General features: G+C 63.3%; 15 protein-coding genes. 11 read left to right on the top strand and 4 right to left on the bottom strand.

From position 1 onward, the window contains the following. Window positions 1–109: 109 nt before the first annotated feature. On the top strand, window positions 110–1,876 hold the full coding sequence (locus NBW56_RS03680; RefSeq protein ID WP_250258013.1) for a proline--tRNA ligase: 1,767 nt from the start codon (window positions 110–112) through the stop codon (window positions 1,874–1,876). Between the two features lie 18 nt (window positions 1,877–1,894). Here NBW56_RS03680 and NBW56_RS03675 read toward each other — a convergent pair whose 3' ends face one another. Next, window positions 1,895–2,941, bottom strand: a complete 1,047-nt coding sequence (locus tag NBW56_RS03675; RefSeq protein WP_250258012.1) for a DUF4439 domain-containing protein — start codon at window positions 2,939–2,941, stop codon at window positions 1,895–1,897. A gap of 96 nt (window positions 2,942–3,037) precedes the next feature. On the opposite strand from NBW56_RS03675, the gene rimP reads away from it, so the two are divergent. From rimP to truB, 7 genes are all read left to right on the top strand, one after another. Then, entirely contained in the window at window positions 3,038–3,595 is a 558-nt protein-coding gene (gene rimP, locus NBW56_RS03670) for a ribosome maturation factor RimP (RefSeq protein ID WP_250258011.1), read from the top strand. A 51-nt stretch (window positions 3,596–3,646) separates the two neighbouring features. Next, on the top strand, window positions 3,647–4,615 hold the full coding sequence (nusA, locus tag NBW56_RS03665) for a transcription termination factor NusA (protein WP_250258010.1): 969 nt from the start codon (window positions 3,647–3,649) through the stop codon (window positions 4,613–4,615). 205 nt (window positions 4,616–4,820) lie between these two features. Continuing rightward, window positions 4,821–5,114 (top strand): YlxR family protein, encoded by a 294-nt coding sequence (locus NBW56_RS03660; protein ID WP_284346088.1) that lies wholly within the window; start codon window positions 4,821–4,823, stop codon window positions 5,112–5,114. 90 nt (window positions 5,115–5,204) lie between these two features. Beyond that, window positions 5,205–8,123, top strand: coding sequence for a translation initiation factor IF-2 (gene infB, locus NBW56_RS03655; protein WP_250258009.1), 2,919 nt, complete (start codon window positions 5,205–5,207; stop codon window positions 8,121–8,123). Window positions 8,124–8,233: 110 nt separating this feature from the next. Beyond that, window positions 8,234–9,331 (top strand): TRM11 family SAM-dependent methyltransferase, encoded by a 1,098-nt coding sequence (locus NBW56_RS03650; protein ID WP_250258008.1) that lies wholly within the window; start codon window positions 8,234–8,236, stop codon window positions 9,329–9,331. Between the two features lie 34 nt (window positions 9,332–9,365). Beyond that, a complete protein-coding gene (gene rbfA / locus NBW56_RS03645) occupies window positions 9,366–9,815 on the top strand; it encodes a 30S ribosome-binding factor RbfA (RefSeq protein WP_074298074.1) in 450 nt (149 codons plus the stop codon). After that, entirely contained in the window at window positions 9,808–10,815 is a 1,008-nt protein-coding gene (gene truB, locus NBW56_RS03640) for a tRNA pseudouridine(55) synthase TruB (RefSeq protein ID WP_250258007.1), read from the top strand. The genes rbfA and truB overlap by 8 nt, the downstream gene beginning before the upstream one ends. Here truB and NBW56_RS03635 read toward each other — a convergent pair. Together NBW56_RS03635 and NBW56_RS03630 are read right to left on the bottom strand one after the other, a co-directional pair. Further along, a complete protein-coding gene (locus NBW56_RS03635; RefSeq protein ID WP_250258006.1) occupies window positions 10,751–11,191 on the bottom strand; it encodes a hypothetical protein in 441 nt (146 codons plus the stop codon). The two genes, truB and NBW56_RS03635, sit on opposite strands and share 65 nt — an antisense overlap. A gap of 14 nt (window positions 11,192–11,205) precedes the next feature. Then, window positions 11,206–12,702: a L,D-transpeptidase family protein gene (locus NBW56_RS03630; RefSeq protein ID WP_250258005.1), complete on the bottom strand. Its 1,497-nt coding sequence runs from the start codon at window positions 12,700–12,702 to the stop codon at window positions 11,206–11,208. 186 nt (window positions 12,703–12,888) lie between these two features. On the opposite strand from NBW56_RS03630, the gene NBW56_RS03625 reads away from it, so the two are divergent. The 3 genes from NBW56_RS03625 to NBW56_RS03615 all read left to right on the top strand — a co-directional run bounded on the left by NBW56_RS03625 (window position 12,889) and on the right by NBW56_RS03615 (window position 16,695). Then, a complete protein-coding gene (locus tag NBW56_RS03625) occupies window positions 12,889–13,896 on the top strand; it encodes a bifunctional riboflavin kinase/FAD synthetase (RefSeq protein ID WP_349815704.1) in 1,008 nt (335 codons plus the stop codon). Between the two features lie 103 nt (window positions 13,897–13,999). After that, window positions 14,000–14,269, top strand: coding sequence for a 30S ribosomal protein S15 (rpsO, locus tag NBW56_RS03620; protein ID WP_016663029.1), 270 nt, complete (start codon window positions 14,000–14,002; stop codon window positions 14,267–14,269). A gap of 191 nt (window positions 14,270–14,460) precedes the next feature. Continuing rightward, entirely contained in the window at window positions 14,461–16,695 is a 2,235-nt protein-coding gene (locus tag NBW56_RS03615; protein ID WP_250258528.1) for a polyribonucleotide nucleotidyltransferase, read from the top strand. Between the two features lie 83 nt (window positions 16,696–16,778). Here the strand turns inward: NBW56_RS03615 and NBW56_RS03610 are convergent, their stop codons facing one another. Next, complete coding sequence (locus tag NBW56_RS03610) at window positions 16,779–17,402, bottom strand: RDD family protein (RefSeq protein ID WP_250258004.1); 624 nt, start codon at window positions 17,400–17,402, stop codon at window positions 16,779–16,781. Between the last annotated feature and the right edge of the window lie 90 nt (window positions 17,403–17,492).

Genomic DNA, 17,492 nt, shown 5'->3' with positions numbered 1-17,492 from the left:
TACGCGGTGCGTCCTGGGATATCACGGGGTGTGCGCGGTGCGCGCACTACACTGTGAGAGCCTGAGGAATTCGCCTCAAAAACCCCTGTTGCCAGGAGGACAACGCCCCATGCTTCGCATGTCATCGAGCTTCATTCGCACGCTTCGAGAGGACCCGGCCGAAGCCGAGTTCGCGAGCCACAAACTGCTCGTGCGCGCCGGCTACATTCGCCGCACGGCCCCCGGTATCTACACGTGGCTTCCGCTGGGACTCAAGGTCCTTCGGAAGGTCGAAGCGATCGTGCGCGAAGAGATGGATGCGGCCGGCAGCCACGAGATTCTCTTCCCCGCGCTTCTTCCGCGCGAGCCGTACGAGGAAACGAACCGCTGGAGCGAATACGGCGATAACCTCTTCCGGCTCAAGGACCGCAAAGGCGCCGACATGCTTCTCGGCCCCACCCACGAGGAAATGTTTACCCTCGCGGTGAAAGATCTCTTCACGTCCTACAAGGACCTGCCGATCTCCCTCTATCAGGTGCAAACGAAGTACCGCGACGAGGCTCGCCCGCGTGCGGGTCTTCTGCGCGTGCGCGAGTTCGTGATGAAAGACGCCTACAGCTTTGACATCAACGACGAGGGCCTCGAGCGCTCCTACATGATTATGCGCGAGGCCTACCAGCGTGTGTTCGAGCGCCTCGGACTCGAGATCGTTATCGCTAAGGCCGATGCGGGCGCGATGGGTGGTTCACGCTCCGAGGAGTTCCTCCATCCGACCCCCGTAGGCGAAGATACGTTCGCGCTCAGTCCCGCGGGTTACGCGGCTAACGTGGAGGCCGTGACGACGGTCGCCGGTGAAGCTCTCGATGCGGAGGCCATTGCAGCACTCCCTGCCGCTCGCGAGATTGAGACGCCCGGTGCCACGACGATCGACGCGCTCGTGCGGTTCCTCAACGAGAACGCGCCGCGAGAAGACTCTCGAGCCTGGGAAGCGACCGACACTCTCAAGGCGCTCGTGTACATCGAAAAGACCCCCGAAGGTGAAGAATCCCCGCTGCTGATCATGATCCCCGGCGATCGCCAGGCGGATGAGAAACGCCTCGAGACCGCGCTCGCCCCGAACGAAGTGCGCCCCTTCGCCGAAGCGGACTTCGAGAAGTATCCGGCCGTGAAAAAGGGCTACATCGGCCCGCAGGGGTGGGGGCTTGAAGCCAACGGCTATCGCCTCCTGCTCGATCCGCGTGCCGTGGACGGCACGACGTGGGTGACGGGCGCGAATCGCGAAGGCGCGCACACGCTCGGTGTTGTGGCCGGCCGCGACTTCGTCGGCGACGGCTTCGCCGAGGTCGCCGAGGTGCGCGACGGTGATCTGTCACCGGACGGCTCGGGCCCGCTCACGCTCACGCGCGGTATGGAAATGGGGCACATCTTCCAGCTCGGCCGCAAATACGCCGAGGCGCTCGGTCTCAAGGTTCTCGACGAGAACGGCAAGCAACAGGTCGTGACCATGGGCTCCTACGGCATCGGCGTGACGCGTGCCGTTGCCGCCATCGCGGAGACCTCTCACGACGAGAAAGGCCTCGCATGGCCGCGCGCGATCGCGCCGCTTGACGTGCACGTCCTCGCGACCGGCAAGAATCAGGACGTGTTTGACAAGGCGGAAGAGATTGCCTCGGCGCTTGAATCAGAGGGCTTTGACGTGCTCTTCGACGACCGCCCGAAGGTCTCACCGGGCGTGAAGTTTAAGGATGCTGAGCTGCTCGGCCTCCCCACAACCGTCGTCGTAGGGCGAGGCCTCGAGAAGGGAGTTGTGGAAGTGCGTGACCGCCAAAGTGGCGAGAGTCGAGAGGTTCCGGTGGAGAGCGCGCTCGAAGAGATCCTCAAGGATCTGCGCGGGTAGGTCACGCGTTCCGCTGTTCTAGTTCTCTCCCGCGTCGATCCCCGGAAACGGGGCGATTCGCTCTTGGAGCGGCTCGAGAGCCCTCGCGCTCTCGAGCGCTGCACGCACGAATGTGGCGCGTTCGGTAAACGGTGCCAGGCCCGCGAGTTCGACGGCGTTCGCGAGGGATTGCGCCTCGACATCGACGCGCATCTTCGCAGCGTCTTTCGCCCCGAGCGGGCGCGGAAGCGCATACCCTGCCTCGCGCGCGACGGGATCGAGACCGAGGTGCTCGGCGACCTCGGCGAATGCCTCGGCACGTGCGGCGTGGGCGTTCGCGGCCTTCACGTAAGCGTCGCGGTGGCTCTTTTCGACACGGGTCGCCGCTACCTCGAGAGCGTAGGCGGCGAAGTTTTCGTCGATTTGCGCATCTTTGAGTGGGGTCGCGATGAGGTCCGCCGTGGCGGGCTCGGGCGGGTCGATTTCCGGGACCTCGCGAGCGGGTTTCAGATCGGAAAATTTCTCGGGGGCCTTCACGCCGTTGACGCCCGCGGCATGAGCGCGGTGAGCGAGCCGAATGCCGGTCTGCTCGGCCCATGCCGCCCCCGAGGCGCATAAATCGGCGAAGTCGCCGGAGACTTGGATAGCTGCGTGTGCGTAGAGATCGCGAAGGGCGGCGAGGTCATGCGAAGTTTTCGTCATGGCTTGTGTGACCGGCTCCTTCGCGCCACGAACTGCGCTCTCGGATGGCGAAGTGGAGTGCGCGGAGCTTGCCGCTTCGGCAGAAGCGACCTTCTCCTGCTCAGCGCCTGTGCGTAGCGCCCTTTGATGGGTCTCGAGCGGGCCGGTGAGGAAGGCGGGGAAATCGCCGTGCGTTTCGGCGTGTGCGAGGTTCGTGGCGAGATCTGTCACAGCTTTCAGAAGCTCCGTGCGATAAATCTCGTCGATTCCCGGGGGAGGGGGCGTGTAGGTCTCGCGCCCCCCGATGGCGATTCGTGTGGGGCCGGAGCAGCCCGCGAGAAACGGCGCAGCGAGAGCCCCAGCGAGAAACCCGCGCCTGGCCAGGACTTTTCGGGCGTTTCTCATGTGGCTCCTCGCTCCCGAATGTGCCACGATGTTCAGCACACTATGATCTCGGTATCCCACTCTAGTGGGCAGGCGCGAGCGTGCGAAAGGAGCCCTATGGAGCAGAACGTGGAGAAGAACTCCTCCTCGATCAAGGGCGGGCAGATCGAGCAGCTCTCGAAGGTTTTCGAGCCCATCATTGAGAAGCACGGTCTCGTTCTTGAATCACTCGACACGCAGAGGCGCGGTGCGGCCACGCTTCTCGACGTCGTTGTGGACCTCCCCGAAGAGGAGATTGGAAGCGCCGACCTCGATACCGTCACCGACGTGTCCCGGGAACTCTCCGCCCTCCTCGATGCTGACGCAAGCCTCATCGGCGAGGGCCCTTCGACGCTCGAAGTCACGACACCGGGCGTGTTCCGCCCCCTTACAGAGCTTCGCCATTTCAAACGTGCGCGCACGCGCCTGCTTGACGTCGAAGACACCTCGGGCCGCACCTTCCTCGGCCGACTCGAAGAGGTCGAAGGCGATGAGCTGGTGTTCGATGTGCAGAAGCCGCCGCATGTCCCGAGGAAGAACGCGAAAACGCCGCGGGCCGAGAAAGTTCCGCCCGGCCCACACAGGATGCCGGTTTCCGACGTTGCCCAAGCAGAAATTCACCTCGAGTTTCGTTAGTCCCGGTCAACCACCGCACATAATTGAAGAACAGAGCAGAAGGAGTACGCAATGGATATCGATATGGGAGCGCTTCGCGCGCTCGAACGCGAACGCGAGATAAGCATGGAGGTACTCCTCGAGGCGATCTCGAGTGCCCTTCTTGCCGCCTATCAGCACACGCCTCACCCCGCGCGCGACGCACGAGTCGAGATCGACTCGAAAACGGGCGTCGTCACGGTCATTGCCCGCGATGTCGATGTCGATGGCGAAGTCGAGGAGTGGGATGACACCCCGGAGGGCTTCGGTCGCGTTGCCGCGTCGATTGCACGTCAGGTGATTTTCCAGCGCATTCGTGCGCTCGAGGATGAGGCCGTTCTCGGTGAGTTCGCCGGTCGCGCCGACGACATTGTCTCGGGAGTGATCCAGCAAGGGCGCGATGCCCGCATGGTCCAGGTCGACCTGGGGAGCGTCGAAGCCCTCCTTCCGCCCCACGAGCAGGTGCCCGGTGAAAGCTACCCCCACGGCAAGCGTATTCGCGCCTATGTCGTTGATACGCGCCGCGGCCCGAAGGGGCCCGCGATCACGCTTTCGCGCACCCACCCGAATTTCGTGCGCAAACTCTTCGAACTCGAGGTTCCCGAGATTGCCGACGGCACGGTTGAGATCGTGGCGCTTGCGCGCGAGTCGGGCCACCGCACGAAGATGGCGGTGCGGGCCAACGTCGAGGGCGTCAACGCCAAGGGCGCGTGCATTGGCCCCATGGGGGCGCGCGTGCGCTCAGTCATGAGCGAACTCGAAGGCGAAAAGATCGACATCGTGGATTTCGATGACAATCCCGCCACGTACGTGAGCAACGCGCTTAGCCCAGCGCGAGTGGCCTCGGTCGTGGTCACCGACGAGGTCAATCGCCAGGTTCGCGCCGTTGTGCCCGAGAACCAACTTTCGCTCGCGATCGGCAAGGAAGGCCAAAACGCACGCCTTGCCGCAAAGCTCACGGGTTGGCGGATCGATATCCGCACCGAGGGGCAGGAAGGCTGAGGGCGCGCACGAGGGACCAGTTCTTCACGTGATAGTGCGCACGGCGGCGAGGGCAATTCGCCGCCGTGTCGCATGCTGGGGGTAGACTAGAAGGGCTGATCATTCGTACCTGAGAGGAAATGGCGCCATCATCGCGAGTCCTTCCCCGTCGAGTTCGCACTCGCCGAGGCGCTCGCATGCGGCGCATCGACCCTCGCGTACGTGTGTGGGATGCCGGAAATCCGGCGATCGCCACGCGATGATCCGCGTGGTCCGTGAGGGCGGGGGAGCATCCCTGACCCTCGTTGTTGACCCGAGCGGAAGTGCCCACGGGCGCGGAGCTTGGGTTCATCCGGACCGCGCATGCATTGCTTTCGCTCTCACGCGCGGCGGCTTCCAGCGTTCTTTTCGGGCGCCGGTCGACGTTGCGGCTCTCGCGAAGGAGGGAACTCTCGAGAGGGCATGTGAAGCGATGACTCACCCCAACCGGGGTGCCGAACCACATTTGGAAGCGGGATAACACCAATGGACATCCGATGAGTACTCGAAAATGAGCACCTTCAGGAACTAGTGGACCGCGCCTGCTCGGCGCGGCCGAGACAGGAGAATTGTGGCTAAACTTCGCGTCCACGAGCTCGCCAAAGAGCTGGGAATGCCAAGTAAAGAAGTCCTCGCGAAGCTCAAGGACATGGGCGAATTCGTGACCAGTGCGTCCTCGACGATCGAGGCCCCCGTGGCTCGCCGCGTGCGCGCCGCGTTCCCGAACGCGGGAAAGAAGAAGGGCGAGGAGGCGTCGGCAACCAAGAGCGCCGCCAAGAAGCCCACGCCGCGCAAGCCGGCCCCCAAGAAGTCCGCTGAGGCAAACACCGAGGCACCCGAGAAGGGCGAGGCGAAACCGACCCCGAAGGCTAAGGCCGAAGCCCCGGCACCGAAGCCAAAGTCGAAGTCGAACGACGATGCCCCCGCCGCAAAACCAGGTGCCGCGCCGAAGCCCGGTGCGCGCGTGAATGCCCCGAAGCCGGGCGCCCCTAAGCCTTCCGGTGAGCCGAAGGGCGAGCCCTCACGTGCGCCGAAGCCCGGTCAGTCCGTGCCTAAGCCTGGCGCCTCGCGCCCCGGCCCGCGTCCGGGCGGCGCGCGCCCAGGCAACAATCCGTTTGCGTCGTCGCAGGGGATGCCGCGCCCGGGTGGTCGCTCCGGCGGCCGTCCCGGCAACAACCCGTTTGCCTCCTCCCAGGGCATGCCGCGTCCCGGCGGTCGCCCCGGCCCTCGCCCAGGCGGCGAATCACAGGGCGGTCCGCGCCCGCAACGCCGCGATAACGATTCGCGCCCCTCGCGTGAAGGTCGCGGGAATGCGCGTCCGTCAAACCGCGGACCCCGCCCCAACCCGAACATGATGCCCGCGCACTCGCCGCAGGCCGAGAACCAGGGTCGCCCTGCGGGCGGCAACGGTGGTCGCGGCGGCCGTGGTGGTCGTGGTCGCGGCGGTTTCGGTGGCCCAGGTGGCGGCCCCGGCGGACCCGGTGGTGGCCCGGGTCGTCCCGGTGGTCGCCCCGGTGGTGGCGGACGCGGTGGTCGTCGTGGCGGCACCCAGGGTGCCTTCGGTCGCGGCGGCAAGCCTGCAAAGAGCCGTAAGTCGAAGCGCGCGAAGCGTCAAGAATTCGAGCAGATGCAGGCTCCCGCTCCGGGCGGCGTGCAGATCCCGCGCGGCGACGGCAATACCGTTATCCGCCTTCGCCGCGGCGCCACCCTGACCGACTTTGCGGAGCGCATTGACGTCAATCCCGCCTCGCTCATCACCGTACTGTTTGCGATGGGTGAGATGGCGACCGCGACCCAGTCGCTCGATGAGGACACGTTCCAGCTTCTCGGCGAGGAGCTCGGCTACAAGATCCAGATCGTGTCGCCCGAGGACGAGGAGCGCGAGCTTCTCGAACAGTTCGATATCGACCTCGAAGGCGAACTTGCCGAAGAGACCGAAGAGGATCTCGAGCCCCGCTCGCCGGTCGTCACGGTCATGGGTCACGTTGACCACGGTAAGACCCGCCTTCTTGACGCGATTCGTCGTGCCAACGTGGGCCAGGGTGAGGCCGGTGGCATTACCCAGCACATCGGTGCCTATCAGGTGCAGGTGGAGCACGAGGGCGAGACCCGTCCCATCACGTTCATCGATACCCCGGGCCACGAGGCGTTTACCGCTATGCGTGCCCGTGGTGCGAAGGTCACGGACATCGCGATTCTTGTGGTGGCTGCTGACGACGGCGTGATGCCGCAGACGATCGAGGCGCTCAACCATGCGCAGGCGGCCGATGTCCCGATCGTCGTGGCCGTCAACAAGATCGATAAGGAGGGCGCGAACCCCGACAAGATCCGCGCCCAGCTCACCGAGTACAACCTCGTGGCTGAAGAGTACGGCGGCGACACGATGTTCGTTGACGTTTCGGCGCGCGAGAACCTCCACATCGATGACCTCCTCGAGGCGGTTCTGCTGACCGCAGATGCCGCCCTTGAACTCAAGGCCAATCCGGACAAGGATGCTCGCGGCGTTGCGATCGAGGCGAGCCTCGACCGCGGGCGCGGTCCCGTCGCGACCGTGCTCGTGGAGCAGGGAACGCTCCGCGTGGGCGATGCGATCGTGTGTGGTATCGGCCATGGCCGCGTGCGCGCCATGATCGATGAGAACGGCAACCAGCTTGAAGAAGCAGGCCCGTCGCGCCCCGTCCAGGTTCTCGGTTTGAGCTCTGTCCCCGGCGCAGGTGACTCGTTCATCGTTGCCGCGGACGAGCGCATGGCGCGCCAGATCGCCGAGAAGCGCGAGGCCGCCCAGCGCGCCGCACAGCTCTCGAAGCGCCGTAAGCGTATGAGCCTCGAGGACATCAAAGCCGCGATGGAAGAGGGGAAGGTCGAAACTCTCAACCTCATCCTCAAGGGCGATGCCTCCGGTTCTGTCGAAGCACTCGAAGAGGCGCTGCTCGGTATCGATGTGGGCGAGGATGTGCAGTTGCGCATCATCGATCGTGGCGTTGGTGCGATCACGATGAACAACATCAACCTCGCTGTCGCGTCGGATGCCGTGATCCTCGGCTTCAACGTTCGTGCCGAGGGGCAGAACGCGGAGTACGCCGAGCGTGAAGGCGTGGAGATCAAGTACTACTCGGTGATCTATCGCGCGATTGAAGATATCGAGAACGCTCTTCTCGGCATGCTCAAGCCCGAGTACGAAGAGAAGGACACGGGCAGCGCCGAGATCCGCGAGATCTTCCGTTCCTCGAAGTTCGGCAACATCGCGGGTTCGCTCGTCATGTCCGGCACCATCAACCGCGGTGCGAAAGCTCGCATCACGCGCAAGGGCGTCGTCATCACGGAGAATCTCGAGATCGCCGGTCTGCGTCGCTTCAAGGACGACGTGACCGAGGTTCGCGAAGGTTACGAATGCGGTATCAACCTGGGCAGCTTTAACGATGTGCAGGAGGGTGACCTCATTACGACCTACGAGATGGTCGAGAAGCCGCGCGAAAAGAAGAAGGACTAATCACCTTTCGGTGACAATGCGCGGGCGGCGCTTCGGTTCAGGCCGAGGCGCCGCCCGTTTCGCCGCCAGAGGCATACTCCCGGCGGCATAAAGAAACGAACGGAGAGAACATGCGCGTCAACATCCTCATCGCCCCGAGTGCAAACCGGGTGTATGGGTTGGCGGCGCCGCGTCTCGCGGCAGCTGAGCTTGAGTTTGTGTTAGCTGAGAGCGCGCCCGGTGCCCTCGTCGAGACGAGCGAGGTGCGCGAAGCGAACCTCGATTTTCTCGCTCTCGAGATCGACGACGAGGCATGGGAGAATCCGGAGAATCAGCGTGCGCTGACCTTCTCGCTGGCGTATAGCCCGCACGTGTACGCGGCATTTGAGGAGGTGGGGCGCATGCCCGCCCCAAACGCGGAGCGCAGTTACGTGGATGAGAGTCCGACGCTTCCCCTGCTCCAGCCGATTCCTCTTCCCAACGTGGATCTTTACCCGAGCACTCTGCTTTCGACACTTAAATATCAGGGAAAAACGAACGAGCAGTTCACGGCGCTTCTTCTTCACCTTGCCGCCCACGCCGCGGGAAAGGCCGAGGCACTGCGCGAGGGGACGTTGCGGGTGCTTGATCCCGTTGCGGGTCGAGGCACAACCCTCAACCAGGCCCTCATGTGGGGGCTTAGCCCCGTGGGCGTCGATCTCGACAAGAAAGACGCCGAGCTCTACCGCGCGTTCCTTAAGTCGTGGATGCGCGAGAACAGGCTCAAGCACACGACCTCGGACACGAAGCTCACGATCAGTAAGAAGGCGCTCGGCAAGCATTTCCACGCCGAACTCTCGCGTTCAAAAAGTGAGCAACGCGCGGGGAGGGGGCAAAGCCTCGAGCTTTACACGGCAGATTCCACGGGCCTTGACGCGTTCCTCAAGGCCCGAAGCGCCGACGTGATCGTCGCGGACCTTCCCTACGGCGTGCAGCACGGCTCCAAGGTCGGTGCGAATCTTCGCCGTTCTCCGCTTGAACTTTTGCGAATGGCCCTTCCCGCATGGTCTCGCGTGCTTGCGCGGGGTGGCGCCGTGGCGCTCGCCTACAATCGCCACACGACCCCCGCCGATGACGTGCACGCTATTGTCGAGGAGCACGGGTTCGAGCTTCGAGGCGAGGGCATGAACTTCAGGCACCGGGTCGATGCCTCAATCGACCGTGATATCGCGCTTGCCCGCAAGGCGTAAGCGCCCCGAGCTTCACTTCACTCAAGGAGACACCATGAACGACAACCCTCGCGTGCGGCGCCTCGCCGATCAGATCAAGAAAATCGTGGCCCGTACGCTCGACGAAAAAGTCAAGGACCCGCGCCTCGGGTTCGTGACAGTCACCGACGTCCGCCTCACGGGCGATGGCCAGCACGCCTCGATCTTCTATACCGTGTACGGAAGCGATGAAGAGCGCGCCGGGACCGCTGCCGCGCTCAAGGCGGCGAAGGGCATGCTGCGCAGCGCCGTGGGCCGCGGCATCACCGCACGTCTCACCCCGTCGCTTGAGTTTTTTGAAGACACGATCCCCGAGACGTCGAAAACGATCGAAGACCTCCTCGTGGAGGCGCGGCACCGAGACACCGAGCTCGAACGCGAACGCGCCGGTAAGCAGTTCGCGGGCGAAGCTGATCCCTACCGTGTCCCCGGTGAGCACCTCGAAGACGACGAGGCCGATGAGTAAGAAACACGCGGGGGAGGGGCCTCACGGCTTCCTTCTCCTCGACAAGCCCGCGGGCCTTACGAGCCACGACGTGGTCGCCCGAGTGCGCTATCACCTCAACACGCGCAAGGTCGGCCACGCGGGAACGCTTGACCCCGCCGCGACGGGGCTGCTTCTCCTCGGCGTGGGGTACGGCACGAAGCTTCTGACCTACGCCGTGGGGCTCGACAAAACCTACGAAGCGACGATCCGCCTCGGCCACGCGACAGTGACGGACGATGCCGAGGGCGAACAGGTGGGGCAGGCAGCCCCGGAGAACAAGCTGCGCGCAATCCTCGATGAGTACGCGCCGCTCGAGAACGCTATTGCCGACCTCACGGGAGATATCGCGCAGGTTCCGAGCGCCGTGAGCGCGATTAAAGTCAACGGTGTACGCTCGTACGCTCGCGTACGCGGGGGAGAGAGCGTTGAGCTCGCCGCGCGCCCGATTCGGGTGGACCGTTTCGAGATTCGTGAGGCTCGCATGACGGAAGGATTCCTCGACGTCGACTGCGTTGTGGACTGCAGTTCGGGAACCTACATACGTGCTCTCGCACGCGACCTCGGTGCGGCTCTCGGCGTGGGTGGCCATCTCACAGCGCTCAGGCGCACGCGCGTGGGCGGTTTCACCGTGGACAACGCCCAGCGAATTCCCGAGCGAGACGCGCCGCGTGCCGCGGAGGATCCTTCGGCGGCGCTCACACTCACTCCGCTTGGCAAGGCCGCCCTCTCATTCTTGCCGCTTCACGCCGTAAGCGAGAGCGAAGCAACAGCGCTCAGACACGGGCAGTGGATTGAGGCGTCTCAAGCGTCGGACCCCGAAGCCTTCCCTGCCGCCGCCATCGTGCCGCCCACCGGCGAACTCGTGGCGATCGTTGAACCTGCCCCGAAAAAGGGCCTGCTCAAGAGCGCAAGCGTTATTCCGCGACCTCCACGGACTCCTCTAGCTTCGCCTTCTCCACGAGCCACGACGCGTAGGTGAGCCCCGCCGCGATCACGAGACCGACGAGCATAAGCACCACGTCATCATTCGGTGCCTCCTGCATGAGAGCGTGGAAACCGAGGGCTGCTGCCGCAAGCGTCATGATTGGGACGATTAGTGGCGTGTGCCTTTCGCGTTTCATCGTCACGATCAAGATGATCGTTGACAGCAAAGTGAGAACAAACGCGGCGATGGCGAAAGGATTATGGAAAGAGCCGAAGAGCAGAGGGTCGATCCACGGCGATCGCACGACCTTGATGTCGTAGTTCGACCCGAGCTCGCTGATGAACACCGCACGAGGCCATGTGGGGAACAGCATGAGCACGAGGATCGGGACGTAAAAAACGAGCGCGGTGCGGCCGAGTTGGCGAGTCACGTCCTTTCACTCCTTTAACGGTGCGAGACGACCTTCGTTCCGAGGCTTGCCCACTCAAAGAGCCACTTGGCGTCCTTGACGCGCATGTTCACGCAACCGTGCGAGCCGGAGTAGCCGAAGCTCGAGCGCCACGGTGCGGAGTGGAGCGCGTACCCCTTGTGGAAGAACTGGTTGTACTTGACGCCCTTCGTGCAGTAGTCGTACCGCGGCGTGCAGCCCATGTCCTGCACCTCGGTGCGGTACCAGATCTCGTACTCACCCGTGGGGGTTTCGGTACCCTTGCCGCCATCGACGATGGACACGGGGCCAAACACGGCCTTGTCGCCGACGTAGGCGGTCACGGTCTTGTTCGCGAGGTTGATATCGATCCATTTCTCGCCGTTGTGGGCCTCGGCGGGAGCGTAGGAGGGAAGCTCGCTGGGAACCTTTTCCGGGTCCACGGGCGCCTTCTCAACCTTCTTTTCCTTGACCTCGGCCTTCTCGACCTCGGTGGTCATGGCGACATCGAGATTCTCACCCGAGGAGAGCGCGTGGGTCAGCTTTTCGGTGATGTCCTTCTGGTTCGTGACCTTCACGCCGTCTTTGCCGGGGGAGACCTCGGTGCGTGAGCCGTCCTCGGCGACCTCGACGATGCCGTCCTTCTTCGTCGTGGCAACCTTGCCGGCGATCTTCCCGACGTACGTGTCGACTTTTTCTTGATCGATGTTGATCTCGAACTTGTCGCCCTTGTCGTTCGGGGTGATCGACACGAAACCTAGGCGGTCCTTGCGCTTGACCTCGAAGGTCTTGTCTTCCGGGCCGGTCACGACCATCGAGCTCTTGAGCATGCCCTCGAGAGTCTCAATCGTCTCATTGGCCTTCGCGGTGTCGAGCTGAGGCTCGATGCTCGTGAACTTCTGGGTCACGGTGAAATCCTTGAGCTCGGGCGCATTCTTCTTCACGCTTGCGACGAACTCAGAGGGGTCGACACCCTTGCCAGCCTTCGACTCGACTACGGAGAATTCTTTGGTGTCGTCGTCTTGCACGATTTCTGCGTCGACCGGCTCGACCTCGTTTTCAGGGACGAGCGACTCGGCGTAGGCGCGAGCCTTTTCTTCATCCACGGTGACAACGGGGGTGACATCGTGCTTGCCGCTCAGCGCTGCACTGACAACCGACGGGATACTCGACTCGCGCGAAAGGGCTTTCTCGACAGTCTTATCGACGTCGATGTGCCCACCGATCTCCTCGAGGGGAACGGTCGTGCGCTCGCCGTTGGCGTCGACAGTGACAGTGACGCCTGTGGTCTTTTTCTGGACAATTGCGCGAATTTGCTCGGCTGTTTTTCCAGCGACGTCGACTCCGGCAATCGTGGTGCCGGGTAGAGCCTTGCCCTCGAACTGCTTTGCGTAGGCGAACGAGCCACCGGTCGCGACCAGGGCGATGACGACGGCGATCGCCGCGAGGACGAAAAATAGTGTGCGGCCGCGCTTCTTCGGGGCGCGAGCATGGGTCACGGGGGTTGTCGACATGCGCGTGATCCTTAATGTTTGATGCGGGGGTTTGCTTTTACTTTAGCGAAAGCGTGCTAGCAATTTAAGAGGCAAAGCCCCTCGCGGCGTGTGTTGTGGGTGACGTTGCTTGGAGACCTCCCTGAGTGGCGGGGCAGCCATCGGTTAAGGTGGCATGTGTTCGAATCCCTTCCATGAAAGCGTGCCGTGAACGAAGTGACCCCCTCGCGCGTGTGGCATGACCCGAAAGAGGTTCCGGGTAACCTCGCCCCCGGTGTCGTGACCATCGGCAACTTCGACGGTGTGCACCGCGGCCACCGCCGCGTGATCGATTCCCTCGTGTCGTACGCGAAAGATCGCGGTCTCGTGCCCCGTGCCCTCACGTTCCACCCGCACCCCCGGCATGTGATGACGGGCAGCGAGCAGCCGATGCTCATTACGGGCTACGAGGATCGCAATGCTCTCGTGTGTGCGGCGGGTGTTGCTGACCTCCTCGACGTGCATTTCACGCTCGACTTTGCGCAGCTCACCGCCGAGAATTTTGTGCGCGAATATCTTGTGGAACTTCTCGGTGCTCGTGCCGTGGTGTTGGGGAAGGACTCTCGGTTCGGCCGTCGCAACGAGGGCGATTTCCACACCATGGTGGACCTCGGCAAGAAGTACGCCTTCGACGTCATCAGCGTCGAAGAGCTCGATGCCGATATCGAAGGACAAGCGGGCGAGGGGGAGCGCATCTCCTCGACTCTCATCCGCGAGAGTCTGCTTTCGGGGGATACCGTCGAGGCTGCGCGCATGCTCGGCCGCTGGCACTCGGTGCGCGACACCGTGCGTCATGGTTTCAAGCGGGGGCGTGAGCTCGGTTTTCCCACGGCAAACTTCAGTGCGCATCCGCTCGGCGCTGTGCCTATCGACGGCGTGTACGCCGGCTACTTTTCGGTACTCGATGGCGATCGCTTCCTCGATCGCGTTCCCGCCACCATTTCGGTGGGCACGAACCCCACGTTTGAGGAAGGGCCCGCGCATCGGATCGTGGAAACCTACGTGCTCGGGTCTCATGAGTACGAGCTATACGACCGGCAAGCGCAAGTGGAATTCGTCGAGCGGCTAAGGCCGACGCTTGCCTTTGACGGCATCGAGGCCCTCATCGACCAGATGCATCGCGACGTTGCCGTGACTCGCAGCACTCTTGCCGGGCATGCCGACCCGCGTTGGTAACGCTGCTGCTAACCTTGGAAGGCCGTGCTACATCGGCCACGGATTCTAAGTGCTCGGGAGAACAGGCCCCGGTGCGCCGTGCAACAAGGTGATAGGAGAGCCAGTGGCTTACGATTCCTCCGTCAAGCAGGAGATCATTAAGGAATACGGTCTGAGCGAGGGCGACACCGGCTCGCCCGAGGTGCAGATTGCGCTTCTGTCGCATCGCATCAACTACCTCACCGAGCACCTCAAGGATCACAAGCACGATCACCACACTCGTCGTGGTCTGCTCCTCCTCGTTGGTCGCCGCAAGCGCCTCCTGCAGTACCTGCAGTCGGTCGACATTGAGCGTTACCGTTCGCTGATTCAGCGTCTCGGCCTGCGCCGCTGACCTTCGTTCCGCCGCTCACCCGTCGGGTGGGCGGCGTTTTACCATCCATAGAGTTTTCCTTGCGACAATGATGAGAGGGGATCGGTCCTCGGCAGTGACGTCTTCCGCGTGAGCGGGATACGCGACTGGCGATGGCCGGCCCCACGGCAAAGACAACTCTTATTCACCACAGAAAGAGAGTGACAGTGACCATGGAAGGCCACAACATTCATTCAACGATCGCCACGATCGACAACGGCTCCTACGGCAAGCGCGAGGTGCGCTTTGAAACCGGCCGCCTCGCAAAGCAGGCCGCGGGTGCCGTCGCCGTTTACCTCGACGACGACACGACGGTGTTCAGCGCAACCGCTGTCTCCAATCAGCCGAAGGAGCAGTTCGACTTCTTCCCGCTGACCGTTGACGTCGAAGAACGCATGTACGCCGCGGGTCGAATCCCCGGCTCCTTCTTCCGCCGCGAGGGCCGCCCGGGCACCGACGCGATCCTCGCAGCCCGCCTCACCGACCGCCCGCTGCGCCCGGCGTTCGTCAAGGGCCTGCGTAACGAGGTCCAGGTTGTTCTCACGGTGATGGCCGTAAACCCTGACGACGCGTATGACGTCGTGGGCATCAACGGTGCTTCGGCATCGACCCAGATCTCGGGCCTCCCGTTCTCCGGCCCCATCGGTGGCGTGCGCATCGCGCTCATGCCGAACGCCGAGGGCGGCCAATGGATCGCCTTCCCGACCTTCAGCCAGCTCGACGAGGCCGTCTTCTCGATGGTCGTCGCTGGACGCATCGTTGAAGACGACGTCGCGATCATGATGGTTGAGGCCGAAGCGACGGACAACGCCTGGTCGCTTATCAAGGAGCAAGGCGCGGTGGCGCCGACCGAAGAGGTCGTCGCCCAGGGCCTCGAAGCTGCCAAGGTTTACATCCGCACGCTGTGCGAGGCGCAGAAGGAGCTCGCGGCGAAGGCCGCGAAACCCGTTCGCGAGTTCCCGCTCTTCCTCGACTACCAGGATGACGCCTACGATCTCGTTGCGGAAGCTGCAACCGAGCGCCTTCGCGAGGTCATGAGCATCGCGGGCAAGCAGGAACGCGAAGAGGCTACCGAGACCCTGCTCGCGCAGGTCAAGGAGGAGCTCGCGGAGAAGCTCGACGATCGCGAGAAGGAAATTACTGGCGCCTTCCGTGCGCTCACGAAGAAGGTCGTGCGCGAGAAGATCCTTACGGAGGGTGTGCGCATTGACGGCCGCGGCCTTCGTGACATCCGCCAGCTTTCGGCCGAGGTCGAGGTGCTCCCGCGAGTGCACGGTTCGGCCATCTTTGAGCGCGGCGAGACCCAGATTCTCGGCGTGACCACCCTCAACATGCTCAAGATGGAGCAGCAGATCGACGGTCTTTCGCCTGTCGATCACAAGCGCTACATCCACCACTACAACTTCCCGCCCTACTCGACCGGTGAGACGGGCCGCGTGGGCTCGCCGAAGCGCCGCGAGATCGGCCACGGCATGCTCGCCGAGCGCGCTCTCGTTCCGGTGCTCCCCAGCCGTGAGGAATTCCCCTACGCGATTCGTCAGGTGTCGGAGGCTCTTGGCTCGAACGGCTCGACGTCGATGGGTTCCGTGTGTGCCTCGACTCTCGCGCTCCTTAACGCCGGTGTGCCGCTCAAGGCTCCCGTTGCCGGTATCGCGATGGGCCTCGTATCCGACACGGTGAACGGCGAGACGAAGTACGCGGCTCTCACCGACATTCTTGGTGCCGAGGATGCCTTTGGCGACATGGACTTCAAGGTCGCAGGCACGTCGGAGTTCGTGACGGCTATTCAGCTCGACACGAAGCTTGACGGCATCCCCGCTTCCGTCCTCGCAGGTGCTCTCTCGCAGGCCCGCGAAGCTCGCCTGCACATCCTTTCGGTTCTCGAACAGGCCATCGACCAGCCCGATGAGATGAGCCCGAACGCCCCGCGCGTTCTCGCCGTCACCATCCCGGTGGACAAGATCGGTGCTGTCATTGGCCCGAAGGGACAGATGATCAACCAGATCCAGGACGATACGGGCGCGGACATCACGATCGAGGACGACGGCACCGTGTACATCGGCGCAACCGACGGCCCCTCGGCCGAGGCTGCTCGCGCGGCCGTCAACGCGATTGCGAACCCGCTCGTGCCTGAGGTTGGCGAGCGCTACCTCGGTACGGTCGTGCGTGTCGTCGACTTCGGTGCGTTCATTTCCCTCACCCCGGGCAAGGACGGCCTGCTGCACGTCTCGCAGCTGCGTAAGCTCAACGGCGGCAAGCGCGTGGAGAATGTCGAGGACGTCGTGAGCGTCGGCCAGAAGCTCGAGGTCGAGATCCGCGAGATCGACTCGCGTGGCAAGATCTCGCTCGCGGTGGCGGCTGACGACGACGCTGAGAAGACGGACGAGTCCGAGCAAGGCGCCGAGTAGCCTTTCGCGCTCTCGCGCAAAGTACGACGAGAGTGGGCGGCCAGGAAATCCTGGCCGCCCACTCTATTGCTGGGGAAAGCTGTTTAGCTATTCGCGATAACGACGGTCTTTGCGACCTTGTCGTGCCAGCCTTGTTGGCGGCCCGAACTATCGAACAGGGGCGAGAGCCAGCACGCGAGCGCGGCGAGCCCACCCACGATCGGGATAACCCCCATCACTCCGGGCAGGGCGTAACGCAGAAGTGCGTTGAGCAGCTGCGGATTTTCTCCCGTCTCGATGCTCGCGACCTTGATCTTCATGGCCATTTTTCCGAGGGTGGCACCGTAGAAAGTGAGCATGAGAGTTTCGTACGCGAGACCGATGATCGCGATCAAAAGGACGACAACAAACGACACACCAAAGGTGAGGAGCATTCCAGCTTCGCTTCCCGAGGCGGCCGCGGCGAAAATAAGGCCCCCGAGGATGGCGCCGATGATGCCTCCGACAACGCCGGCGATCAAACCATCGATAATGCGAGCGAGGGCACGTTGACCGACGCTCGCGAGAGTGCGGGTACCCTTACCGGGGATCTCTATGCTTCCGGCTCCCGGACCGGATGACTGCTGACCAAAGCTCTGCTGACCAGTGCCCTGCTGCCCCTGACCGTACTGGGGCTGCTGAGAACCGTGAGGCTGCTGCGGCTGGAAACTTGGAGTGGGATTCGACATTCTGCTCCTTGGAAGCGGTCAACGAGGGTGGATAACGAATTGTACGCGCCTTTAGAGTAATGCACACCACTAGAAGAAGGAACGTTTTCC

Origin of the sequence: Dermabacter sp. Marseille-Q3180 (assembly GCF_940792985.1) — a bacterium.
Lineage (GTDB): Bacteria > Actinomycetota > Actinomycetes > Actinomycetales > Dermabacteraceae > Dermabacter > Dermabacter vaginalis.
The sequence above is the reverse complement of the archived record's forward strand: the minus strand, read 5'-3'. Positions and strand labels throughout refer to the sequence as shown.